At 58.7% G+C, this 23,420-nt stretch carries 12 protein-coding genes, 7 tRNA genes, 2 rRNA genes and 1 pseudogene; 7 read left to right on the top strand and 15 right to left on the bottom strand.

What is annotated here, in order from left to right; translation table 11 throughout:
* Positions 1-90 precede the first annotated feature (90 nt).
* The 5 genes from NKT35_RS13620 to rnr all read right to left on the bottom strand — a co-directional run bounded on the left by NKT35_RS13620 (position 91) and on the right by rnr (position 8,260).
* Positions 91-2,982 (bottom strand): 23S ribosomal RNA (locus NKT35_RS13620).
* A gap of 258 nt (positions 2,983-3,240) precedes the next feature.
* Positions 3,241-3,316 (bottom strand) — tRNA-Ala (locus NKT35_RS13615).
* A gap of 12 nt (positions 3,317-3,328) precedes the next feature.
* Positions 3,329-3,405, bottom strand: a tRNA-Ile gene (locus NKT35_RS13610).
* A 92-nt stretch (positions 3,406-3,497) separates the two neighbouring features.
* Positions 3,498-5,033: ribosomal RNA gene (locus NKT35_RS13605) — 16S ribosomal RNA — on the bottom strand.
* Together the 16S and 23S rRNA genes with 2 tRNA genes alongside form the textbook arrangement of a ribosomal RNA operon.
* 440 nt (positions 5,034-5,473) lie before the next feature.
* On the bottom strand, positions 5,474-8,260 hold the full coding sequence (rnr, locus tag NKT35_RS13600) for a ribonuclease R (RefSeq protein ID WP_371926347.1): 2,787 nt from the start codon (positions 8,258-8,260) through the stop codon (positions 5,474-5,476).
* Between the two features lie 73 nt (positions 8,261-8,333).
* Here rnr and NKT35_RS13595 point away from each other — a divergent pair.
* From NKT35_RS13595 to NKT35_RS13575, 5 genes are all read left to right on the top strand, one after another.
* Positions 8,334-8,420 (top strand) — tRNA-Leu (locus tag NKT35_RS13595).
* A 49-nt stretch (positions 8,421-8,469) separates the two neighbouring features.
* Positions 8,470-8,556, top strand: a tRNA-Leu gene (locus NKT35_RS13590).
* A 49-nt stretch (positions 8,557-8,605) separates the two neighbouring features.
* Positions 8,606-8,692 (top strand) — tRNA-Leu (locus NKT35_RS13585).
* A 62-nt stretch (positions 8,693-8,754) separates the two neighbouring features.
* Positions 8,755-8,841 (top strand) — tRNA-Leu (locus NKT35_RS13580).
* A 56-nt stretch (positions 8,842-8,897) separates the two neighbouring features.
* Positions 8,898-8,984: transfer RNA gene (locus NKT35_RS13575), tRNA-Leu, on the top strand.
* A gap of 81 nt (positions 8,985-9,065) precedes the next feature.
* Here the strand turns inward: NKT35_RS13575 and NKT35_RS13570 are convergent.
* Complete coding sequence (locus NKT35_RS13570) at positions 9,066-10,472, bottom strand: MFS transporter (protein WP_254293794.1); 1,407 nt, start codon at positions 10,470-10,472, stop codon at positions 9,066-9,068.
* A 123-nt stretch (positions 10,473-10,595) separates the two neighbouring features.
* Positions 10,596-12,728 carry an acid phosphatase gene (locus NKT35_RS13565; protein WP_254293792.1) on the bottom strand — a complete coding sequence of 711 codons (2,133 nt, stop codon included), beginning with the start codon at positions 12,726-12,728 and terminating at the stop codon, positions 10,596-10,598.
* Between the two features lie 177 nt (positions 12,729-12,905).
* Between NKT35_RS13565 and NKT35_RS13560 the strand changes: the two genes are divergently transcribed.
* Positions 12,906-14,156, top strand: coding sequence for a cytochrome-c peroxidase (locus NKT35_RS13560; protein ID WP_505190919.1), 1,251 nt, complete (start codon positions 12,906-12,908; stop codon positions 14,154-14,156).
* Between the two features lie 59 nt (positions 14,157-14,215).
* On the top strand, positions 14,216-14,566 hold the full coding sequence (locus NKT35_RS13555) for a VOC family protein (RefSeq protein WP_254293787.1): 351 nt from the start codon (positions 14,216-14,218) through the stop codon (positions 14,564-14,566).
* Between the two features lie 68 nt (positions 14,567-14,634).
* On the opposite strand, the gene NKT35_RS13550 is transcribed toward NKT35_RS13555, so the two are convergent.
* The 8 genes and pseudogenes from NKT35_RS13550 to bamB all read right to left on the bottom strand — a co-directional run bounded on the left by NKT35_RS13550 (position 14,635) and on the right by bamB (position 23,418).
* Complete coding sequence (locus tag NKT35_RS13550; protein WP_254293785.1) at positions 14,635-15,930, bottom strand: adenylosuccinate synthase; 1,296 nt, start codon at positions 15,928-15,930, stop codon at positions 14,635-14,637.
* 37 nt (positions 15,931-15,967) lie between these two features.
* Entirely contained in the window at positions 15,968-17,119 is a 1,152-nt protein-coding gene (locus NKT35_RS13545; protein WP_254293783.1) for an ATP phosphoribosyltransferase regulatory subunit, read from the bottom strand.
* Between the two features lie 97 nt (positions 17,120-17,216).
* Positions 17,217-18,101 carry a protease modulator HflC gene (gene hflC, locus NKT35_RS13540; RefSeq protein WP_254293781.1) on the bottom strand — a complete coding sequence of 295 codons (885 nt, stop codon included), beginning with the start codon at positions 18,099-18,101 and terminating at the stop codon, positions 17,217-17,219.
* Positions 18,098-19,288 (bottom strand): FtsH protease activity modulator HflK, encoded by a 1,191-nt coding sequence (gene hflK / locus NKT35_RS13535; protein ID WP_254293778.1) that lies wholly within the window; start codon positions 19,286-19,288, stop codon positions 18,098-18,100. The genes hflC and hflK overlap by 4 nt, the downstream gene beginning before the upstream one ends.
* On the bottom strand, positions 19,275-20,495 hold the full coding sequence (hflX, locus tag NKT35_RS13530; protein ID WP_505190943.1) for a ribosome rescue GTPase HflX: 1,221 nt from the start codon (positions 20,493-20,495) through the stop codon (positions 19,275-19,277). Before hflX ends, hflK begins: the two co-directional genes overlap by 14 nt.
* 7 nt (positions 20,496-20,502) lie before the next feature.
* Positions 20,503-20,763, bottom strand: a complete 261-nt coding sequence (gene hfq, locus NKT35_RS13525; RefSeq protein ID WP_254293774.1) for an RNA chaperone Hfq — start codon at positions 20,761-20,763, stop codon at positions 20,503-20,505.
* A 193-nt stretch (positions 20,764-20,956) separates the two neighbouring features.
* Positions 20,957-22,268 (bottom strand): annotated as a pseudogene (gene der, locus NKT35_RS13520) (ribosome biogenesis GTPase Der); the annotation flags it as partial.
* Positions 22,269-22,278: 10 nt separating this feature from the next.
* Positions 22,279-23,418 (bottom strand): outer membrane protein assembly factor BamB, encoded by a 1,140-nt coding sequence (gene bamB, locus NKT35_RS13515; protein ID WP_254293770.1) that lies wholly within the window; start codon positions 23,416-23,418, stop codon positions 22,279-22,281.
* Positions 23,419-23,420: the final 2 nt, after the last annotated feature.

Here is a 23,420-nt window from a genome sequence, read left to right as displayed (position 1 = left end):
TATTCGGTATTTAATTGTGTCGCACACACTCTATCTCGTCGCTCAGTATCATACGAATCCAAGATCCGTACGCTAAGCCACTCAAATGATAGGATCAAGCCTCACGAGCAATTAGTATCGGTTAGCTTCACGCCTCACAGCGCTTCCACACCCGACCTATCAACGTCCTGGTCTCGAACGACTCTTCAGGGAGGTCAAGCCTCCAGGGAAGTCTCATCTTCAGGCAAGTTTCCCGCTTAGATGCTTTCAGCGGTTATCTCTTCCGCACTTAGCTACCCGGCGATGCGACTGGCGTCACAACCGGTACACCAGAGGTGCGTCCACTCCGGTCCTCTCGTACTAGGAGCAGCCCCCGTCAAACTTCCAACGCCCACTGCAGATAGGGACCAAACTGTCTCACGACGTTTTGAACCCAGCTCACGTACCACTTTAAATGGCGAACAGCCATACCCTTGGGACCGGCTACAGCCCCAGGATGTGATGAGCCGACATCGAGGTGCCAAACACCGCCGTCGATGTGAACTCTTGGGCGGTATCAGCCTGTTATCCCCGGAGTACCTTTTATCCGTTGAGCGATGGCCCTTCCATTCAGAACCACCGGATCACTATGTCCTGCTTTCGCACCTGCTCGACTTGTCGGTCTCGCAGTTAAGCTACCTTTTGCCATTGCACTATCAGCACGATTTCCGACCGTACCTAGGTAACCTTCGAACTCCTCCGTTACACTTTGGGAGGAGACCGCCCCAGTCAAACTGCCTACCATGCACTGTCCCCAATCCGGATCACGGACCAAGGTTAGAACCTCAAACACACCAGGGTGGTATTTCAAGGACGGCTCCACCAGAACTAGCGTCCTGGCTTCAAAGCCTCCCACCTATCCTACACAAGTCTGTTCAAAGTCCAATGCAAAGCTACAGTAAAGGTTCACGGGGTCTTTCCGTCTAGCAGCGGGGAGATTGCATCTTCACAAACACTTCAACTTCGCTGAGTCTCAGGAGGAGACAGTGTGGCCATCGTTACGCCATTCGTGCGGGTCGGAACTTACCCGACAAGGAATTTCGCTACCTTAGGACCGTTATAGTTACGGCCGCCGTTTACCGGGGCTTCGATCAAGAGCTTGCACCCCATCACTTAACCTTCCGGCACCGGGCAGGCGTCACACCGTATACGTCCACTTTCGTGTTGGCACAGTGCTGTGTTTTTGTTAAACAGTCGCAGCCACCTATTCTCTGCGACCTGTCAAAGCTTCGTGAGTAAATCACTACACCCCAACAGGCATACCTTCTCCCGAAGTTACGGTATCAATTTGCCGAGTTCCTTCTCCTGAGTTCTCTCAAGCGCCTTAGAATTCTCATCCTGCCCACCTGTGTCGGTTTGCGGTACGGTTCTTGTGTAGCTGAAGCTTAGTGGCTTTTCCTGGAAGCGTGGTATCAGTCACTTCAGGTCCGTAGACCCTCGTTATCACTTCTCGGCGTTAAAGAAGGGCGGATTTGCCTACCCCTCACGCCTACCGGCTTGAACAGACTATTCCAACAGTCTGCTGACCTAACCTTCTCCGTCCCCACATCGCACTACACAAAAGTACGGGAATTTTAACCCGTTTCCCATCGACTACGCTTTTCAGCCTCGCCTTAGGGGCCGACTCACCCTACGCCGATGAACGTTGCGTAGGAAACCTTGGGCTTTCGGCGAGCGGGCTTTTCACCCGCTTTATCGCTACTCATGTCAGCATTCGCACTTCTGATATCTCCAGCATGCCTCTCGACACACCTTCACAGACCTACAGAACGCTCCCCTACCACGGACGCTTACGCGCCCATCCGCAGCTTCGGTTATCAGTTTGAGCCCCGTTACATCTTCCGCGCAGGACGACTCGACCAGTGAGCTATTACGCTTTCTTTAAATGATGGCTGCTTCTAAGCCAACATCCTGGCTGTCTAGGCCTTCCCACTTCGTTTACCACTTAACTGATCATTTGGGACCTTAGCTGGCGGTCTGGGTTGTTTCCCTCTTGACAATGGACGTTAGCACCCACTGTCTGTCTGCCAAGCTCGCACTTTCCGGTATTCAGAGTTTGCCATGGTTTGGTAAATCGCAATGACCCCCTAGCCATAACAGTGCTTTACCCCCGGAAGTGATACTTGACGCACTACCTAAATAGTTTTCGGGGAGAACCAGCTATCTCCGAGTTTGTTTAGCCTTTCACCCCTATCCACAGCTCATCCCCTAGTTTTGCAACACTAGTGGGTTCGGACCTCCAGTGCGTGTTACCGCACCTTCATCCTGGCCATGGATAGATCACTCGGTTTCGGGTCTACACCCAGCGACTAAGACGCCCTATTCGGACTCGGTTTCCCTACGCCTCCCCTATTCGGTTAAGCTTGCCACTGAATGTAAGTCGCTGACCCATTATACAAAAGGTACGCAGTCACGGAACAAGTCCGCTCCCACTGTTTGTATGCATCCGGTTTCAGGTTCTATTTCACTCCCCTCCCGGGGTTCTTTTCGCCTTTCCCTCACGGTACTGGTTCACTATCGGTCGATCATGAGTATTTAGCCTTGGAGGATGGTCCCCCCATCTTCAGACAGGATTTCTCGTGTCCCGCCCTACTTGTCGTATGCCTAGTTCTTGCGATGCGTTTTCGTGTACGGGGCTATCACCCACTACGGCGGTCCTTTCCATGAACCTTCCACTAACGCAACTCATAACACATACAGGCTGTTCCGCGTTCGCTCGCCACTACTTACGGAATCTCGGTTGATTTCTTTTCCTTCAGCTACTTAGATGTTTCAGTTCGCTGAGTTCGCCTCCGCAGACCTATGTATTCAGTCTGGGATACCGCCTAAACGGTGGGTTTCCCCATTCGGACATCGCGGGATCAAAGCTCTATTGCCAGCTCCCCCGCGCTTTTCGCAGGCTTACACGTCCTTCATCGCCTATGATCGCCAAGGCATCCACCAGATGCACTTAGTCGCTTGACCCTATCATTTCAGTAACCTAAATTACTGCGACAATAGAGAGTGTTTGTGCGACGACTGCACCGCCCCTTTTGATATGGCGACGCAGCCTTAGATACAATCAAATACCCAAGATGACGATCTGTCGACATGAAGAGTTAACTCCATGTTTTCATCTCGCCGTCTATATATATTCGGCTTCTTCAGTTTGTTAAAGATCGGGCGTATTTTCAACGCAAACAAAATCACACTCTCTCAAGAGTGATTATGTTTGCACTGGAGTGGTGGAGGATGACGGGATCGAACCGACGACCCCCTGCTTGCAAAGCAGGTGCTCTCCCAACTGAGCTAATCCCCCAAACAGGTCAAATGGTGGGTCTGGTAGGACTCGAACCTACGACCCCTGCGTTATCAACACAGTGCTCTAACCAGCTGAGCTACAAACCCAGTTGACTTTAGAGATCGTGGACTCCACAACCTCAATGCCCTTAACACAAATAACCGATAGGCTGTAAGTACTTGGCAATCGCCTTCTCTAGAAAGGAGGTGATCCAGCCGCAGGTTCCCCTACGGCTACCTTGTTACGACTTCACCCCAGTCATGAATCCCACCGTGGTAAGCGGCCTCCTTACGGTTAGCCTACCCACTTCTGGTGAAACTCACTCCCATGGTGTGACGGGCGGTGTGTACAAGACCCGGGAACGTATTCACCGCAGCATGCTGATCTGCGATTACTAGCGATTCCGACTTCACGCACTCGAGTTGCAGAGTGCGATCCGGACTACGATCGGTTTTCTGAGATTAGCTCCACCTCGCGGCTTGGCAACCCTCTGTACCGACCATTGTATGACGTGTGAAGCCCTGCTCATAAGGGCCATGAGGACTTGACGTCATCCCCACCTTCCTCCGGTTTGTCACCGGCAGTCTCATTAGAGTGCCCAACTAAATGATGGCAACTAATGACAAGGGTTGCGCTCGTTGCGGGACTTAACCCAACATCTCACGACACGAGCTGACGACAGCCATGCAGCACCTGTGTTAACGCTCCCTTTCGGGCACCAAGATATCTCTACCAAGTTCGTTACATGTCAAGAGCAGGTAAGGTTTTTCGCGTTGCATCGAATTAATCCACATCATCCACCGCTTGTGCGGGTCCCCGTCAATTCCTTTGAGTTTTAACCTTGCGGCCGTACTCCCCAGGCGGTCAACTTCACGCGTTAGCTACGCTACCAAGGATTCAAACCCCCAACAGCTAGTTGACATCGTTTAGGGCGTGGACTACCAGGGTATCTAATCCTGTTTGCTCCCCACGCTTTCGTGCATGAGCGTCAGTGTCATCCCAGGGGGCTGCCTTCGCCATCGGTATTCCTCCACATCTCTACGCATTTCACTGCTACACGTGGAATTCTACCCCCCTCTGACGCACTCTAGTCGTGCAGTCTCCAATGCCGTTCCCAGGTTGAGCCCGGGGCTTTCACATCAGACTTGCACAACCGCCTGCGCACGCTTTACGCCCAGTAATTCCGATTAACGCTTGCACCCTACGTATTACCGCGGCTGCTGGCACGTAGTTAGCCGGTGCTTATTCTTCAGGTACTGTCATCCCCGCCAGGTATTAACCAGCGGGATTTCCTCCCTGACAAAAGTCCTTTACAACCCGAAGGCCTTCTTCAGACACGCGGCATGGCTGGATCAGGCTTGCGCCCATTGTCCAAAATTCCCCACTGCTGCCTCCCGTAGGAGTCTGGGCCGTGTCTCAGTCCCAGTGTGGCGGATCATCCTCTCAGACCCGCTACTGATCGTCGCCTTGGTGAGCTCTTACCTCACCAACTAGCTAATCAGACATCGGCTGCTCGTATAACGCGAGGTCTTTCGATCCCCCGCTTTCCCCCTCAGGGCGTATGCGGTATTAATCCGGCTTTCGCCGAGCTATCCCCCATTACACGGTACATTCCGATGCATTACTCACCCGTTCGCCACTCGTCAGCGGTGCAAGCACCCTGTTACCGTTCGACTTGCATGTGTAAAGCATGCCGCCAGCGTTCAATCTGAGCCAGGATCAAACTCTTCAGTTCAATCTCATAGCAAATTTTCTGGCACGCAAGTTCAAAGAAATAAACAAGTATCTCTTGTCTCTTGCAGTGCAAGTATTTGGCTTTCACCAAGCACTTACACCTATCGGTTATTCGTTCTGTTAAAGAGCAGTGCCGGTGCAGTTTTCGTCACCTCGGAAACCGTTTCGTTTCCGCTGTTTCGTTCGCTGCGTCAGCTGAGGAGGCGAACTATACGCCCGGGGCCTGGGGTCGTCAACACCTTTTGCGAGAAAAAATGAACTTTCTGCGCACAAGCGCGACAAGCTACTGATTTGTAAAGAAACTGAAGTAAAAGAATTTTAGCCTGACAGCGAAACACCGGCCGCCAACGCGCCGCCACAGCGCGCCGCGCAAAGAAAAAGCCGACTCGAAAATCTCTTTCCGGTCGGCTTTTGATACCTATTAATATAGATAGCTACTGATCACTCACCGCCGGAGCGCTTGGCCTGCCCTTGGCGACGCCGGCGCGGCGCAGGCTTGGCTTGCGGCGCGGCCTCAGCCGCAGGTTGAGCCGCTGCGGACTCTTCGCCGGGCTTGCCCGCAGCGCTTTCCGGAGCAGGCTTGGTCCGCGATCGCCCCTTGGGCGCAAGCGGCAAACTGTCCGCCTGGGCCTGAGCCTCGACACCAAGCGCTTCTGGAGCCGCCGCTTCGCCGGCTTTTGCCGGGCCGCCGCGACGACGCCCCTTGGCAGCCGGCACCGGCTGCGCCGCCGGCACGCTTGCCTCAACACCCGCAAGCGGCTGCGCGACCTCGCCCTTGGCGACCGTCGATTTGGGCTCCTGTTGCGCGACGGGTTTAGCCGGCGCTGCCACCGGCTTGGTTTGGCGCTGACGCCCCTTGGGAGCCGATGGCAAGCCTGTGGGCTTGTTCTCTGCCACAGGCTCAACAGGCTTGGCCGGCGCCTGCGCCGCTTCCTGCGGCACTGGCCGTGCTTCTGCGCCGCCTGCAGGCTTGCCGCCGCGACGACGGCGCGGCTTTCTGGCTGCTGCTGGCTCGCTTCCTCCTTGCTGAGAAGGCTCAGCCGCCTCAGGAGGCGCATCCTTGACCAGCGCGAAGTCAACTTGCGAGCTTTCCAGATTGGCCGCCATGACCTTGACCTTCAAGACATCGCCCAGTCGGTATTGCACGCCGCTCTTCTCGCCGACAATGGCCTGCACATCCTTCTTGAAGTGGAAGTAGTCCTTGCCCAGCTCCGAAATATGCACCAAGCCTTCGACATAAACGTCATCCAACAGGACGAACACGCCAAAGCTGGTGACGGCGCAGATCTTGCCCTGGAACACCTCGCCGATCTTGTCGCGCATATAGTAAGTCTTCAGCCATGACTCCACATCGCGGCTGGCGTCATCAGCGCGACGCTCGGTCATCGAGCAATGCACGCCCAGCGCGGCCCATTTGCCCGGCTTGTACTTTTCGCCCTTCAGCACCGCCTTGATGGCGCGATGCACCAGCAAATCAGGGTAACGGCGAATAGGCGACGTGAAGTGGGTGTAAGCCTCATAAGCCAGACCGAAGTGGCCGTTGTTGTCCGGCGTGTAAACCGCCTGCTGCATGGAGCGCAACAGCATGGTTTGCAGCACAGGCGCGTCCGGGCGGCCATGGATTTGCTCCGCCAGCTTGGCGTAGTCCTTGGCGCTCGGCTTGTCTTCGCCGCCTAAGGTCAGTCCCACCAAGCGCAGATAGGTGCGCAGGTTTTCCAGTTTTTCTTCGGTCGGGCCTTCATGGACGCGATACAGCGCCTTGTGGCCGTTCTTATGCAGGAAGTCCGCCGAGCAGACATTGGCGGCCAGCATGCACTCTTCAATCACCCGGTGCGCGTCATTGCGCACCACCGGTACGATGCGATCGATCTTGCCGTTTTCGTTGAAGATCATCTGCGTTTCCACCGAGTCGAACTCGATCGCGCCGCGCTTGCCGCGCGCCGCCAGCAGGATCTTGAACAGCGCGTACAAATCCTTGATATGCGGCAGCATGGGGTGATCGCTGCCATTCTGCAGCCAGTCCCACACCTGGTTGTACGTCAGCCGCGCCTTGGACTGCATCACCGCCGGGTAGAACTTGTATTTTTTGACCTCGCCCTTGGCATTGATCTGCATGTCGCACACCATGCACATGCGCTCGACTTCCGGGTTCAGTGAGCAGATGCCGTTGGACAAGGCCTCCGGCAGCATCGGGATGACCCTGCGCGGGAAATACACCGAGGTGCCGCGGCTGTGCGCCTCCACATCCAGCGCATCGCCCGGCTGCACGTAGAAGCTGACGTCGGCGATCGCCACCACCAGGCGGTAACCCTTGCCTTGCTTCTCGGCATAGACCGCGTCGTCGAAGTCGCGCGCGGTTTCGCCGTCTATCGTCACCAGCGGCAGGTCGCGCAGATCCACCCGGTCTTTGGTCCAATCCTTTTTGCGCACTTTCTTGGGCGTGGCCTTGGCTTGCGCCAAAGCTTCGTCCGGGAAGCGATGCGGCAGATCGTGCTTGCGCAGCGCGATCTCGATCTCCATGCCCGGATCGGCATAGTTGCCCAGCACTTCCGCCACCTTGCCGACCGGCTGATGATAGGCATCCGGCTGCTGCAGGATCTCCACCATCACCACTTGGCCCTCGGTCGCGCCCGCTTCGCCGCCTGGCTCGATCAGGATGCCGTGATTGATGCGCTTGTCTTCCGGCAGCACCACCCACACGCCTCGTTCGCGCTGAATACGCCCAACCAGCCGCGTGACGGCGTGCTCCAGCACTTCGACGATCTTGCCCTCTTGCCGGCCGCGACGGTCCACGCCAGATGGCCGCACCATGACGCGATCGCCATGCATGACTTTTTTCATTTCGCGTTCGGGCAGGAAGATATCGTTGCCGGCGCCCTCGCCCTCATCCGGAATGGCGAAGCCGTAGCCATCGCGATGGCCGGACACCTTGCAGCGGATCAGATCGAGTTTTTCGGCGACGCAGACCGCGCCCTTGCGATTGATGATGATTTCGCCATCGCGCTCCATGGCGCGCAAGCGGCGTTCAAAGAAGTGAATTTCGTCGCGCCGGATCGACAGCATGTGCGCCAGCTCGTCCGGAAACAGCGGCACCCCCTGCTCCGCCAGAATTTGCATGACAAACTCTCGGCTCGGCAAAGGGTTGGAATATTTGAGTTTTTCCCGCTCCAGATGAGGATCCTGGTCGCGCAGGGAAAGTTTTTTTTGTTTTTTTGCTAGCTGAGCCATTGACACCCTCAGGATAATGTCTATAATCCGCATCTCGTTGCAGCAATGCAACACGATGATACAGCAAAGCGACGCCCAGGTGGCGGAATTGGTAGACGCACTAGGTTCAGGTCCTAGCGCCCGCAAGGGTGTGGAAGTTCGAGTCTTCTCTTGGGCACCATCTTACTATTGTAAGCGCGGCGTTTGGCTGGCATCATGAAATCTGGTTGGCCCAGGTGGCGGAATTGGTAGACGCACTAGGTTCAGGTCCTAGCGCCCGCAAGGGTGTGGAAGTTCGAGTCTTCTCTTGGGCACCAACAGAATTACCTCCAGTTTAGCAGCTGGATCAGCAGTAGATAGTGGTATGCCCAGGTGGCGGAATTGGTAGACGCACTAGGTTCAGGTCCTAGCGCCCGCAAGGGTGTGGAAGTTCGAGTCTTCTCTTGGGCACCAGATATTTTGAAAACTGACGCGCCAAGCGCGGCAGTTTGAAGCAGCAATACAATTCGAGTTTGGCCCAGGTGGCGGAATTGGTAGACGCACTAGGTTCAGGTCCTAGCGCCCGCAAGGGTGTGGAAGTTCGAGTCTTCTCCTGGGCACCAGTTGTAAAACTGGCGCATCAAACGCCGGTTGAAAAGCAGTAACACAATGAGTTTATGCCCAGGTGGCGGAATTGGTAGACGCACTAGGTTCAGGTCCTAGCGCCCGCAAGGGTGTGGAAGTTCGAGTCTTCTCTTGGGCACCAAAACAAAAGCCGTTGATCACTGATCAACGGCTTTTTGTTATTCGTCTCGCGGAAACAAGGCCGGCGCATGCCGGCCCAATGCTACTTCCCTGCGGCATGCCCCGCCGAGACTTCCCTGCCCGCATTTTTGTCCAGCTTCAAAAACTGCCAACTGGACAGCGCCGTCAATGTCCCCATGATCAGGAAAGCCTGGCCGAAATCCACGGCCTGCAATTGCTGATGGCCATGCCACCAAGCAGTGGTTTGCAAAGCAAACGCCCCCACTGTCACGCCAAAACCGGCGGCCAACTGCTGCGCCACGCTGGACAGGCTGGTGGCGTTGCTCAAGCGCTCCGCCTCGACATCGGCGAAAGTGATGGCATTGAGGCTGGTGAACTGCAGGGAACGTAGACAACCGCCCAACACAAACACCGCCAGCAGAATCCAATGCGGCGTATCCGCGCGGAACAGCGCATAAATCGCCACCGAACAACCCGCCAACAAGCTATTGAGCACCAGCACCCGGCGGAAACCGAATTTCTGCAGCACCTTGGCGACCACCGTCTTCATGCCTATGGCGCCCATGGCTGTGGAGCAAGTCAGCAAACCCGATTCAAACGGTGAAAAACCAAAACCCAATTGCAGCATCAAGGGCAGCAAAAACGGGATGGTGCCGATGCCGACTCGGAACATGAAGCCCCCCACCACGCCGGCGTTGAAGGTGGGCAGCCGCAGCAGCGACAGATCCAGCAAAGCATCCTGGCTTCTGCGGTAATGCCAGAGATAGCCGAGCAACAGCGCGGCGCCCACGGCCGTCAGCCAGATCGAAGTCGTCGCCGACACCATGTGCTTGCCCTCCGACGACAGGCCCAGCATCAGCATGGATAAGCCGGCGCCCGTCAGGACAAAGCCCGCCATATCCAGCCTGGGCACCGAATCCTCTTTCAGATTGGCGATGAAACGCCCAGCCAAAGCCAAGCCCAGCAAGGCGATGGGGATATTGATCAGGAAAATCCAGCGCCAATGGAAATAGGTGCTGATAAAGCCGCCCAAGGGCGGACCGATCACCGGCCCCAGCAGCGCCGGCACCGTCAGATAACTCAGCGCCCGCACCAAATCGGCTTTGTCTATGGTCCGCAAAATGACCAAACGCCCCACCGGCACCATCATGGCGCCGCCTATGCCCTGCAGAAAGCGCGCCATCACGAAACCATGCAGCGTGCTGGTCCCCGCGCATAACAAGGAGCCCAACATGAACACCAGAATGGCGGCGCGAAATATCCGCCTCGCGCCGAAACGGTCCGCCATCCAGCCGCTGATGGGTATGAACACCGCCAGGCTGACCAAGTACGAGGTCAGCGCCAGCTTGAGAGAGATGGGATCGACAGCCAGATCCTGCGCGATGACCGGCAAAGACGTGGAAATGACGGTCGCGTCCATGTTTTCCATGAACAGCGCCGTGGCGACAATCAGCGGCGTCGCCATGCCGGGTGCGATTTTGAACTGCATGAGCAATAAGTGGGGGTGATTAGCATTTCAGTTTAACACCAGCCAAGTCAACAGTGCCGCAACTGTCATAACAAAAACAAAACCGCCCCAGCGGGGCGGTTGCCAGAAACATCCACGCCGCGCTTATTTAAACGACAGCGCCGTCGTGAAGTCGCCCATCGGTTTGCCGCCATTCTTCACCAGCGCCTTGTCGCGCACCGTCACGCCCGGCAAGGCCTGCAAACCAAAACGGCGGGTCAGGAAACGCAGAATGGACGCGGTATCGTACTGGGTATGATCGACAAACTTCTGCTTGGCGAACGGAGAAATCACGATTGCAGGAATACGCGTGCCCGGCCCCCAAACATCCCCCTTCGGCACCTTGGCATGGTCGTAGAAACCGCCGTTTTCGTCATAGGTCACGATCACCAGCATATTCTTCCACTGCGGGCTCTTCTGCAGCTGGCCAATCACGGAAGCGATATGGCTGTCGCCATCCGCCACGCTGGCATAACCTGCATGCTGATTCAGGTTGCCTTGCGGCTTGTAGAAAGCTACTTGCGGCAACTTGCCGGCAGCGGCATCCGCCAGGAAGCTTTGATCAAAGTCCTTCAAGTGCTTGGCGCGGTAATCGGCTTGACTAACCGGATCAAAGCTGGAGAAGTAGTTGAAAGGCTGATGGTGGGTCTGGAAGTCGGGAACAGGACTTGTGTTATTGCCAATCGCCTTCCGGTCGGACAATGCAGCATTCCAAGCGCCGGCATACCAAGCCCAACTGATCTTCTTAGCATCCAATCGGTCAGCAATCGTAGCCTGGGATTGAGCAGGCAGCGTCGAAGCCTTGCTCGGATCAGCATACTTGTTAGTCTTATCGTCGGGCGAGGAAACATTGCCGCTAGGTTGAAACGGCGGCTGCATGGTATTGACAGCATAGAACTTTCCGTTTTTGTCCTTAGGCGTCAAAGTGCTGTCATTCTTATATGTCGCAGCGCCATCCAGAACGGATTTAGGGCTATTGGCCGCCAGCGTCAAACGAACGAAATTGCCCTTGCTGTCGGTATCGATCGCCGAAATACTGCCCTTGGCCACCGAGGTGTCAGCATTCGGATATTCAGGCGCGCAAGCGCACACCAGGTACTGGTGATTCAAGAAAGAGCCGCCGAAAGCGCCCATGAAGAAATTGTCGGCTAACGTGTATTGCTGGGCCAGTTTCCACATCGCCATCTGGCTGCCATCGTAGTAGCCCATCGAAAGACCGCCGGCATCGGAATAGGCCGCGAACTTGTCATTGGCGCCGCCATTGATCTGCATCTGATTGTTATAGAAACGATGAACCAGGTCGCGGGTGATGATGGATTGAGACACCACCACGCCAGTGCCGTTCAAGCCCTTGGGATCATCGATCTGGAACGGCTGATTGGCGAAGCCTAAGGTTTGGGCCTGGGTCAACGTCACATTCTGGCCACCCGCCGTCAGCCCCCCCCAAGTCGGCGGCAACGCAGGCAGCACACTGCCATCGAAGTCCTTTTGAGGCGTAGCAGCCTTGCTGTCAGAACTGGCGTTCACGCCAGGGATGCCATTCGCCCCTGGGAATAAGCCATAGAGGTTGTCGAAGCCTCGGTTCTCGGCATAGATCACCACCACGTTCTTGATATCGCTCAGCCCCAGCCGCTTGTGCAGATTGCCCTTGATATCGCCAGTCGGACCCGCCTCCTTGACTGCGCTAGCGATGGCGTCGATGTTCTGATTGATCGCTGCCTTCAGCGCGGCCTTCGCATCCGGGTCTTTTTCCTTGTTATGGTCCGCCAGGATTTTTTCCGAATCCACACCCAGCCGGTCGGCCACTGCCTTAGTTGCCGTATTCAGATCCACTCCGCCATCCATCAAGTCGGCCACTTCGGTGCTCAAGGAACTGACGACGACATTATTGGCTCCGGCGGGGGCGCGGAAAATCAACGGATCGCTCACAGGCGTCGCCACGCCGGTATCGGGATCATAACGCGTCGCGTCGGTCCCCACCTCGACCAACACCGCGCCCTTGCCGTTTAAAGTAAACGCGCCGTTATTGTCCGTATACGTTGAGGGCTCATTGCTATCGCAATGGCCATTGCCATTTTGATCCAGGCACACTTTGGCATGACGGAAATAACTGCCGGTGACCACCCCGGTGGTATTGCTGGTTGAAGCCGCGGACGAAGAAGAAGAGCCGCCGCCGCAGGCGGTCAGCACGGCTGCGCCGATCAGAGTCAGCGCGAAGCCACAGGTCAGGCGTTGCATGAAGGAAAACCCCAGGTTAAATGGACAGCGCGCATTATCCTTTCGGCATGTTACAAACAACTTACAAATGGTTAACATCCAAGTCCAGCCAACACTTTTGAAACAAAACCCTCACTGTCATATTTCAGTCATGAATTCGCAGTACAGTCGCCGCCAAACCATTTTCACTGCTTACTCATGCTCCGCACTCTTTCCTTGCTGCCCCTCCTTGCAAGCTTGACCCCGATAGCCGCTCACGCAGCAGCCCCAGCCAAGCCGGCCTACACTCAAGCCATTTACGCGCCCGGTCCGCATCCTGTCAGCGCCAAGCAGCTGGAATCATTGGGCCGGCAACTGTTCTTTGATCGCAACCTGTCGGCATCCGGCAAAATGTCTTGCGCCACCTGCCACAGCCCGAGCCATGCCTATGGACCGCCCAACGGGCTTGCCGTCCAACTGGGAGGCCAAGACGGCAAACAAGCCGGCACGCGCGCCGTGCCATCGCTGCGCTACCTGCAAACCGTGCCGCCGTTCAGCGAACACTTCCACGACGATGACGGCAACGACAGCGAAGACGCCGGCCCCACAGGCGGCTTCACCTGGGACGGGAGGACAGACTCCACCCATAGCCAGGCCGCCCTCCCCCTGTTGGCAGCCAACGAGATGGCGAACGGCACGCCTTCCGCCCTGGTCAAACGCCTGGAAGCTTCATCGCATGCCGCCACCTTCCGCAAGCTCTTTGGCCAGGACATCTTCAAACATCCCGATCAAGCATTCGGCAAAGCCGTCTTGGCCTTGGAGGTTTTCCAGCAAAACCCCAAGGAATTCTCCCCGTACAACAGCAAATACGATGCTTACTTAAGGGGCCAAACAAGGCTGAACGCTCAAGAAATGCGCGGACTCACCGTCTTCAATGATCCGGCCAAAGGCAACTGCGCCTCCTGCCATCTCAGCGCGCGCAGCGAAAGCGGCGCCTTTCCCTTGTTCAGCGACTTCGGCCACATCGCCGTCGGCGTGCCGCGCAATGCAGCCATCTCCGCCAATCAAAACAAGCGCTATTACGATTTAGGCCTGTGCGGCCCCTATCGAACCGATCTGAAAACCCACCCCGAGTATTGCGGCCTGTTCCGCACCCCCAGCTTGCGCAATGTCGCCAGCCGCCAGGTTTTCTTCCACAACGGCGCCTTCCATGACTTGCGCCAGGTGCTGCGTTTCTACGCCGAACGAGATGTCAGGCCTGAGAAATGGTATCCACGCGGCAAGGACGGCAAGACGGCGAAGTTCGACGACATCCCCGCCTCTTATCATGGCAACGTAAACATGGAAGCCCCTTTCGGCGGCAAGCCCGGCGGCAAACCGGCTTACAGCGAAAGCGATATCAGCGACATGCTGGCCTTTCTGAAAACGCTGAATGACGGCTATCAACCCGCGCGCCGCAAAGGCAGCTGAGGCAAGCCGCGCGAAGGCGGCCTATGCTGAATGGCTGACTTCGCGCAGGGGAAAACGCCATGATAGTCAAACGCATCGTCGCCAATATCGCCACGCAGTCGCCGGCAGCCGCGGATGCTTTCTATCAGCAGGTGCTGGGACTGGAAATGGTCATGGATCACGGCTGGATCCGGCTTTACGCCGCTGAATCCGACATGCAGCCGCAGATCAGCTTCGCCAGCGAAGGCGGCTCAGGCACCCCGGTGCCGACGCTGTCCATAGAGGTGGACAATCTGGATCAGGCGCTGGCCAGAGTGCGCCATGCCGGCATCGCCATTGAATACGGCCCGGTCAGCGAACCCTGGAAAGTGCGGAGATTCTTTGTCCGCGACCCCTTGGGCAATCTGCTGAACATCCTGCAGCACGAGTGAGACTCGCCCCGCCAAAACGAAAAAACCCGCCAACAGGCGGGTTTCTTGATGCTGGGGCCAGCGTTCGATTACAGGCCGAACGGGTGACGCAGCACGATGGTTTCTTCGCGGTCCGGACCGGTGGACACGATGTCTACCGGCGCGCCGCATACTTCTTCGATGCGCTTCAGATAAGCCTGGGCATTGGCCGGCAGGTCTTCCCAACGCTTCGTGCCCACGGTGGAGTCGGTCCAACCCGGCATCGTTTCGTAGACCGGCTCGCACTTGGTCACGGCATCGGAGCCGAACGGCAGAATGTCGACCTTCTGGCCATCCAGCATGTAGCCGGTGCACAGCTGGATCTCTTCCAGACCGTCCATCACGTCCAGCTTCATCACGCACAGGCCGGACACGCCGTTGATCTGGATGGAGCGCTTCAGCGCGGCGGCGTCGAACCAGCCACAGCGGCGCGGACGGCCGGTCACGGAGCCGAACTCATTGCCGCGCTTGGCCAGGAACATGCCGATTTCGTTTTCCTGCTCGGTCGGGAACGGACCGGAGCCCACGCGGGTGCAATAGCCCTTCACGATGCCCAGCACGTAGTTGAGCATTTGCGGCGGCACGCCGGCACCCGGAGCGGCTGCGCCGGCCACACAGTTGGACGAGGTCACGAAGGGGTAGGTGCCGTGGTCGATGTCCAGCAGCGTGCCTTGCGCGCCTTCGAACAGGATGGGGGTGCCAGCCTGGTCCAGATCGTACAGGGTGCGGGACACGTCGGCCACCATCGGCTTGATGCGCTCGGCCATCTTCATGGTGTCGGCCAGGATGGTGTCGTAATTGACCGGCTCGGCCTTGAACAGATTCACCAGCAGGAAGTTGTAGTAGTCTACGTTTTCCTTCAGCTTGGAAGCGAAGCGGGCCGGATCGAACAGGTCGATCACCTTCAGCGCGCGACGGGCAACCTTGTCTTCATAGCAGGGGCCAATGCCGCGGCCGGTGGTGCCGATCTTGGCGTCGCCCTTGGCGGCTTCGCGAGCCTGGTCCAAGGCGATGTGGTACGGCAGGATCAGCGGGCAGCCTTCGGCGATCTTCAGGCGAGCCGAGGCATTGACGCCGGCGGCTTCCAGTTCGTCGATTTCCTTCAGCAGCGCTTCCGGCGACAGCACAACGCCATTGCCGATGAAGCAGTCTACTTCCGGACGCAGAATGCCGGACGGCACCAGGCGCACGACGGTTTTCTTGCCATTCACCCACAGGGTGTGGCCAGCATTGTGGCCGCCCTGGAAGCGAACCACGGCACGTGCGTGGTCGGTCAGCCAGTCAACGATCTTGCCTTTACCTTCGTCACCCCACTGGGTGCCAATCACGACAACGTTCTTGGACATTGGAACAAACCTCTTCGTCAATCAAAAAGAAACAAAATCAGTGAAACGGCGTCAGTTGCCAGCCATTTTCGGCCGGCGCCAGTTCGCGGTCGCAATTGAGCGCCGCGGCCGATTCACCCAGATAATCGATTACCACCATCTCGCCTTCGGCGCGCAGACGGGCCACTTCCGAGGCGGCCGCCGGCAGAAGCCGCGCGGCCACGCGGATGCCGCGGCTAGGGTCGCGCTCCGGCAGGATGCGCACCAGATCGCGCAGATCCAGGCTGAAGCCGGTGGCGGGACGCGCGCGGCCGAAACGGCGGCCGACATTGTCGTAACGGCCGCCGCGGGCGATGGCGTCGGACCAGCCCGGCGCGTAAGCCGCGAACATCAGGCCGGTGTGGTAGAAGTCGCCGCGCAACTCGGCCAGGTCGAAGCTCAGCTCCACCCTGCCCTCCATCGCGCGGGCGATGGCGGTCAATTGCATCAAGCCCAGTTCCACCTCCGGCAAAGACGGCAGACGGGTGCGCGCCTTTTCCAGCACCGAAGCCGGACCATACAGCTCCGGCAGCGCCAGGAAGGCGCTCTTGTACGGCTCGGCCACACCGGCTACCAGCGAGGCGATGCCCGCGGCGTCCTTGTTTTGCAGCAGGCCGAACAGCTCGCGGCTGACGTCCGGCGCAAGGCCCGCCGCCGCGGCCAGGCCGCGGTAAATGGCGATATGGCCCACGTCCAGGCGCAGCTTTTTCACGCCAGCGCGCTCCAGCGTGCCCAGCATCAGCTCGATGATTTCCAAGTCGGCCTCGATGCCGGCGTAGCCGTACAACTCGGCGCCCACCTGCAGCGGCTCGCGCGAACTGGTCAGGCCGGACGGGCGGCTATGCACCACGCTGCCGGCATAGCACAGACGAGTCACGCCGGTGCGGCTGCCCAGCAGATGCGCGTCGATGCGCGCCACTTGCGGCGTGATGTCGGCGCGCAAGCCCAGCTGGCGGCCGGACAACTGGTCGTCCAGCTTGAAGGTTTTCAGATCCAGCGTGGCGTCGCCTTCGCTGACCAGCGAGTCGATGTACTCGATCAGCGGCGGCAGCACCAGCTCGTAGCCAGCCACGCGAAAGCCTTCCAGCATCGCGGCCTTGGCGGATTCGACCTGGCGGGCGGTTGCCGGCAGGATGTCCGCGATATATTCAGGTAACAGCCAATTGCGCATTTCGTTTCAACAGAATAAAAGGCGGGGAAGGACCCGCCTTGTTATCAGCAAACTGGCCAGGTCGCCCCGGCCAGTCTTCTTTATACCAAATTGTCAGCTACTTGCTCTTGCCTTGCCCCGCCTGCGGATTCTTCAGGTATTTGAAGAAGTCGCTGCTGGGATCCAGCACCAGCACGTCGCTCTTGTTCTTGAACGACTCCTTGTACGCCTCCATGCTGCGCCAGAAGGAATAGAACTCCGGATTCTTGCCATAGGCCTCGGCATAAATCGCCGCCGCCTTGGCGTCGCCCGCGCCCTTGAGCTCCTGCGCCTGGCGATACGCCGTGGCCAGGATCACATCGCGCTGCTTGTCGGCTTCCGCCTTCACCCGCTCGGCGTCGGCTGAACCTTCGCTGCGCAGCTGGCTGGCGACGGTGCGTCGCTCGGACTGCATGCGGTCGTAGACGGAACTGCTTATTTTATCCGGAAAATCGACTCGTTTTAAGCGGACATCGAGAATTTCTACACCTATTTTACGCGCATCCGCGTCCGCGCGCTTGCGAACAGTCTCCATGACTTGGTCTCGCTGGCCGGAAATGACGTCGGAAACCGTCTTCAGGCCGAACTCGGCGCGCAGGCCATCGTTGATGGTTTGCTTGAGTCGCGCCACCGCGGCGGCCTCAGAGCCGACACTCTTGTAGAACTGTGACACATCTACCACACGCCACTTCACAAAGCTGTCCACCAGCACGTTCTTCTTCTCGCGGGTGTTGAACAGTTCCGGTGCCTCGGCGTCTATGGTTTGCACGCGGCGGTCGAAATAACGGACGTTCTGCAACAGCGGGATCTTGAACTGGATGCCCGGCTGGTCGATCACCTTCACCACTTCGCCGAACTGGAAAACCAGCGCGTACTGGCGTTGATCGACGGTAAACAGCGACAGGCCGGCCACGAACAAAACGCCGCAAATCGCCACTACGCTTGGAATCAGTTTCTCGCTCATCGCTCCGCTCCAAAGAAATCACGGCCACGCGAAGCATCGCGTCCATTCTTCGCCGGCGCTTGCGCGGCGGCGGGCGCCGGCGCAACCGGCGTCTGGGGGGCTGCGGCTGGTGCGGCGCCAGGCGCCGTCATCTGGGTGAGCTTGTCCAGGGGCAGGTACAGCAGGCTGTTGCCGGCTTTTTGATCCACCAATACCTTGCTGCTGTTGTTCATGACTTGCTGCATCATGTCCAGATACAGGCGGTCGCGCATGACCTTGGGCGCCTTGTTGTATTCAGGCAACACTTGTTTAAAACGCTGGGCATCGCCCTGGGCGCGCTCCACCACCTGCTGCTGATAGGCTTCGGCTTCCTGCACCAGCCGCGCGGCCATGCCCTTGGCCTTGGGCACCACCTCGTTGGCGTAGGCCATGCCTTCGTTCAGCAGCTTGTCCTTGTCCTGCCCAGCCTTCACCGCGTCGTCGAAGGCCGCCAGCACCGGCTGCGGCGGCTGCACGTCATTGATGTTGACCTTGGCGATGCGGATGCCTGCCTGGTAACGGTCCAGCACTTCCTGGATCAGTTTGCGCGCATCGGAGGCGATCTGCGCGCGGCCTTCGTTCAGCACGAAGTCCACCTTGTTGCGCCCTACCACTTCGCGAATGGCGGTTTCGGCCGCCTGCTTCACCAGGTCCTTGCCGTCGCGCTCGCGCGCGGCGTTGTTGAACAGATAGGCGCGCGCGTCCTTGATGTCGTACTGCACCGACAGCTGCACGTCGATGATGTTCTGATCGGAAGTCAGCATCAGCGACTCTTCCGGCACGCGATTCTGCGCGCTGGCGCGATAACCGACTTCCACGCTGCGCAATTCGGTCAGATTGACGATTTCCGCCTTCTCGATCGGATACGGCGCGTGCCATTGCAGGCCAGGCTCGGTCAGCCGGTTGAAGCTGCCCAGCCGCAGCACCACGCCCTCTTCGCGGGCGTCCACCACATACAGGCCGCTGGCCAGCCACAAAGCGCCGACCACGCCGATGGCCGCCAGCGCGACAAGCTTATAAGATGGTTGCGGCCCGGATGCTCGGCCGCCCCCTGGACCGCCGTTCTTCGAACCCAGCAGGCGGGCGAATTTGCGGTTCAGATCGCGGAAAACTTCATCCAGGTCCGGCGGCGCGTTCTGGCGGCCGCGGTTCGGGTCATTCGACGACATGCTCGTAGGATTCTTCTTGGTTGTTGGCGGAAGGTTGCACCCTTTCGGCAATCGCTTCGCGCAAGAGTTCCAAGCCCTCGCCCTTCAGCGCGGACACCCGCACCGAAACGATTTCGCCGTTTTCGCCGCGCTCGATTTCCGGCGGCAGGCCTTTCAAATCGCTTTTGTTCCACACGATCAGCTGCGGAATGCCGTCGGCGTCGATCTCGGCCAGCACTTTATTCACTTCTTCGATCTGCGCATCGCGCATCTCGTTGGCGCAGTCCACCACATGCAATAGCAGGTCCGCCTGAATCGTCTCTTCCAGCGTGGCGCGGAAAGCGGCCACCAGGGTGTGGGGCAGATCGCGGATGAAACCGACGGTATCCGAAATCACGACGGAAAGCCGATGATGCAGGAACAGCTTGCGGCTGGTGGTGTCCAGCGTGGCGAACAACTGGTCGGCCGCGTAGATATTGGCCTTGGTCAGCGAGTTGAACAAAGTGGACTTGCCGGCATTGGTATAGCCGACGATGGACACCGAGGCGATGCCGGCGCGATTGCGGCTGCGGCGCTGGGTGTGGCGCTGCCTCTGCACCTGGGCCAGTCGATCTTTCAGCGATTTCACCCGGATGCCGAGCAAGCGGCGGTCGGTTTCCAGCTGCGTTTCGCCGGGGCCGCGCAGGCCGATGCCGCCCTTTTGCCGCTCCAAGTGGGTCCAGCCGCGCACCAGCCGGGTGGACAAGTGCGACAACTGCGCCAGCTCCACCTGCAGCTTGCCTTCGTGGCTGCGCGCGCGCTGGGCGAAAATATCGAGAATCAAACTATTGCGGTCTATGACCCGGCATTCCAGCTTGCGCTCCAGATTGCGCTCCTGGCCGGGCGACAAGGCGTGATTGAAGATCACCACATTGGCGCCGGTCGCGCGCACCATGGCCGCAATCTCTTCCACCTTGCCCTTGCCCGCGAACAAGGCTGCGTCGGGCCGCTGGCGCTTGCCCTGCACCATGCCGAGAATTTCCACTTGGCTGCCGCGCACCAGCTCGGCGCACTCGGCGACATTTTCCTGATAATCGGGGTCGCCAAAATCGAGGCTGACCAGGATGGCCTGGTCGCCCAAGTCGGGACGGTCAAACATGCATTTACCAATAATGAATAACGCAGAACATGATAAAGGCCGAATGGCCACATCTTGCGATGCGGCCAATCGGCCCGATCGGTGCGACAGATTAGGATTAGGCGTCCTGAGCCTGATCCTGCTTTTGCGCCGGATGTTCGTGCGGGATGTTGACCGGACGGGCCGGAACCACGGTGGAGATGGCGTGCTTGTAAACCATCTGGGTCACCGTGTTCTTCAGCAGAACAACATATTGGTCGAAAGATTCGACCTGGCCCTGCAGCTTGATGCCGTTGACCAGATAAATGGAAACCGGCACGTGTTCCTTGCGCAGGATGTTCAGGAACGGGTCTTGTAACATTTGCCCTTTAGAGCTCATTCGTTTTTCTCCGAATCGATGATTGTTGTATTAACTGCGCAGTCTAACAGCGCGGCGGCCTGCTTATTTTTAGCAGAAAACATACCGTCGTACTATTTTTTGCTGCTCTTGCCGTAGCGAACTTCTTTTTCCCTGCCCCGCATTTTGGACATCGGCTTAGGCTTGGCTCGGGATTTCTCCTTGCCCTCTTCCTTGTCGAACGGGTTCTCAGACGACTTGTACTGCACTCTCAGCGGGGTGCCCTGCAGTTTGAACACTTTGCGGAAAGTATGTTCCAGATAGCGGGTGTAGCTGGCCGGAATATTGTCCAAGGCATTGCCGTGCACCACGATCACCGGCGGATTCTGGCCGCCCTGGTGCGCATAACGCATCTTGGGACGGATCAGGCCGGCGCGCGGCGGCTGCTGGCGCTCGATCGCCACTTGCAGCACGCGGGTCAGCTTGGGCGTCGCCAGTTTGACCATGGCGGCGCGGTAAGCCTCGTCGATGGACTTGAACAAGTCTGCCACACCGCGGCCTTCGATGGCCGAGATGTAATGAAACTTTGCGAAATCCAGGAAATTCAGCTTGCGAGCGATCTCGCGCCGCACATTTTCCTTTTGTTCGCCGTCCAGGTTGTCCCACTTGTTCACCGCCACCACCAGCGCGCGGCCCGCTTCCAGCGCGAAACCGGCGATGGTCGCATCCTGCTCGGAAATATCCAGCTGCGCGTCCAGCACCAGCACCGCGACGTTGGCGTCTTCTATCGCCTTCATGGTCTTGATAACGGAAAACTTCTCCAGCATCTCGTTGACCTTGGCGCGGCGACGCACGCCGGCGGTATCGATAATGGTGTAGGTATGGCCTTCACGCTCAAAATCAATATAGATGCTGTCGCGAGTGGTGCCCGCCTGGTCGAAAGCGATCACGCGCTCTTCTCCCAGGATGGCGTTCACCAGGGTGGATTTGCCGACATTGGGGCGGCCGATGATGGCGAACTTCGGATGGCGGCTGTCTTCTTCTTCCACTTCTTCGGGGAAGTCTTCCAGCACCAGCTCCATCAGCTCGCGCACACCGTCGCCGTGGGCGGCGGAAATCACCAAGGGTTCGCCCAGCGCCAGTTCATGGAACTCGGCGCCGGCGATGGCATGCCGCATGCCCTCCGCCTTGTTGACCGCCAGATAGACCGGACGGTCCAGCTGGCGCAGGCGGTTGGCGATGATCTTGTCTTGCGGCGTCAGGCCGGAGCGGCCATCCACCAGGAACACCACGGCATCCGCCTCGTCCACGGCCTGCAGGGTCTGCTTGGCCATTTCGAACAGAATGCCTTCGTCCACCACCGGCTCGAAGCCGCCGGTATCGACCACCAGATACGGCTTCTCGCCGACGCGGCCTTGGCCATAATGGCGGTCGCGCGTCAGACCCGGCAGGTCCGCCACCAGGGCGTCGCGACTGCGGGTGAGCCGGTTGAAGAGGGTCGACTTGCCCACATTGGGGCGGCCGACCAGCGCTACGGTAGGTTTCATCTAAAACTGCTTATCCCAAATTCAGCATCGCCAGGCGGCCATCCCGTCCCTGCACCAGGGCGGTGGAGCCAAGCGATACCGGTTGATTGACCGGACCGGAGGTACCGATCTTGTTGCGTCCGACAATGCTGCCGCTCTCGTTGGATAGCAGATGAGCGTAGCCTTCGCCATCCACCACCAGCACGAAGCGCCCGATCAAGGCCGGGCCGGAAACACTGCGGTACTTCAGTTCGTCGTTTTTCCAGACGTTGCGGCCGGTTTGGCGATCATACGCCCAGACCGAACCGTCTTCCGCCGTCACATAGACGTTGCGGGCATCCACCGCCACGCCGCTGCTGGACGACACATCGCGCGCCCACTGCAGGCTGCCATTGCGCGCGTCGAAGCACGCCACGCGGCCCTGGTAGGCCACCGCGCACACCTGGCCGTTGTCGAACACCGGGCGGCTGGTGATGTCGGTGATGCGCTCCAGCTCGGTGGCGCCGCGCGGCGTAGCCACCGAACCTTGCCACAGCGCGTTGCCGGTCACCGGATTGATGATGTCGAGGCGGCCGCCGGCCTGCCCCACCATCACCGCTTCGCGGCCCACTGCGCGCATGGAGCCGTTGTTGCGCACCGTCAGCTGCGGCAACACGTTGCCGACCGACCATTGCTGTTTGCCGTCGGCGACATTGAAGCCGGTCAGGCGGCCGTCATTGGTGCGCACCACGGCGACCGCGCCGGCGATCTGCGCCGGCTCCAGCATGATGCTGGTCAGCGTCTGCTGCCACAACACCTTGCCGCTGACGCGGTTCACCGCCAGCAGCGTGGCGTCCGGCGTGCCCACCAGCACGGTGTCGTCGCTGACCGCCACGCCGGCAGTCAAGGCCTGCTTCAAGGAGACATCGGACTGCACGCGGCCGGACAGCGCGTCCACGCTGCGGATGCGGCCCTCAGCGTCAGCCGTCACCACATTGCCGTTGGCGTACACCGGCAGGAAGCTGCCGGCAGGCGCCGCCTGCTGCAGCGTCCATTTCACATCTATCGTTTGCAGCGGCTTGATCGCCACCAGCGGCGTCGGCTGAAACTGGGTGGAACCTTCAAACCAGCTGGCGCAACCGGCCAGCGTCAATGAGGAAAGTACAGCGGCAAGCAACAGTTGGCGGCGCATTC

The sequence above is a fragment of the Chromobacterium sp. IIBBL 290-4 genome (genome assembly GCF_024207115.1).
Taxonomy (GTDB): domain Bacteria; phylum Pseudomonadota; class Gammaproteobacteria; order Burkholderiales; family Chromobacteriaceae; genus Chromobacterium.
Note: the sequence above shows the minus strand (reverse complement) of the source record. Positions and strands in the feature narration are given on the sequence as shown.

Coding starts and splice junctions, on each gene's coding strand:
- rnr (WP_371926347.1), bottom strand. CDS start 8,260: ATGGCTCAGCTAGCAAAAAAACAAAAAAAACTTTCCCTGCGCGACCAG.
- NKT35_RS13570 (WP_254293794.1), bottom strand. CDS start 10,472: ATGCAGTTCAAAATCGCACCCGGCATGGCGACGCCGCTGATTGTCGCC.
- NKT35_RS13565 (WP_254293792.1), bottom strand. CDS start 12,728: ATGCAACGCCTGACCTGTGGCTTCGCGCTGACTCTGATCGGCGCAGCC.
- NKT35_RS13560 (WP_505190919.1), top strand. CDS start 12,906: ATGCTCCGCACTCTTTCCTTGCTGCCCCTCCTTGCAAGCTTGACCCCG.
- NKT35_RS13555 (WP_254293787.1), top strand. CDS start 14,216: ATGATAGTCAAACGCATCGTCGCCAATATCGCCACGCAGTCGCCGGCA.
- NKT35_RS13550 (WP_254293785.1), bottom strand. CDS start 15,930: ATGTCCAAGAACGTTGTCGTGATTGGCACCCAGTGGGGTGACGAAGGT.
- NKT35_RS13545 (WP_254293783.1), bottom strand. CDS start 17,119: ATGCGCAATTGGCTGTTACCTGAATATATCGCGGACATCCTGCCGGCA.
- hflC (WP_254293781.1), bottom strand. CDS start 18,101: ATGAGCGAGAAACTGATTCCAAGCGTAGTGGCGATTTGCGGCGTTTTG.
- hflK (WP_254293778.1), bottom strand. CDS start 19,288: ATGTCGTCGAATGACCCGAACCGCGGCCGCCAGAACGCGCCGCCGGAC.
- hfq (WP_254293774.1), bottom strand. CDS start 20,763: ATGAGCTCTAAAGGGCAAATGTTACAAGACCCGTTCCTGAACATCCTG.
- bamB (WP_254293770.1), bottom strand. CDS start 23,418: ATGCGCCGCCAACTGTTGCTTGCCGCTGTACTTTCCTCATTGACGCTG.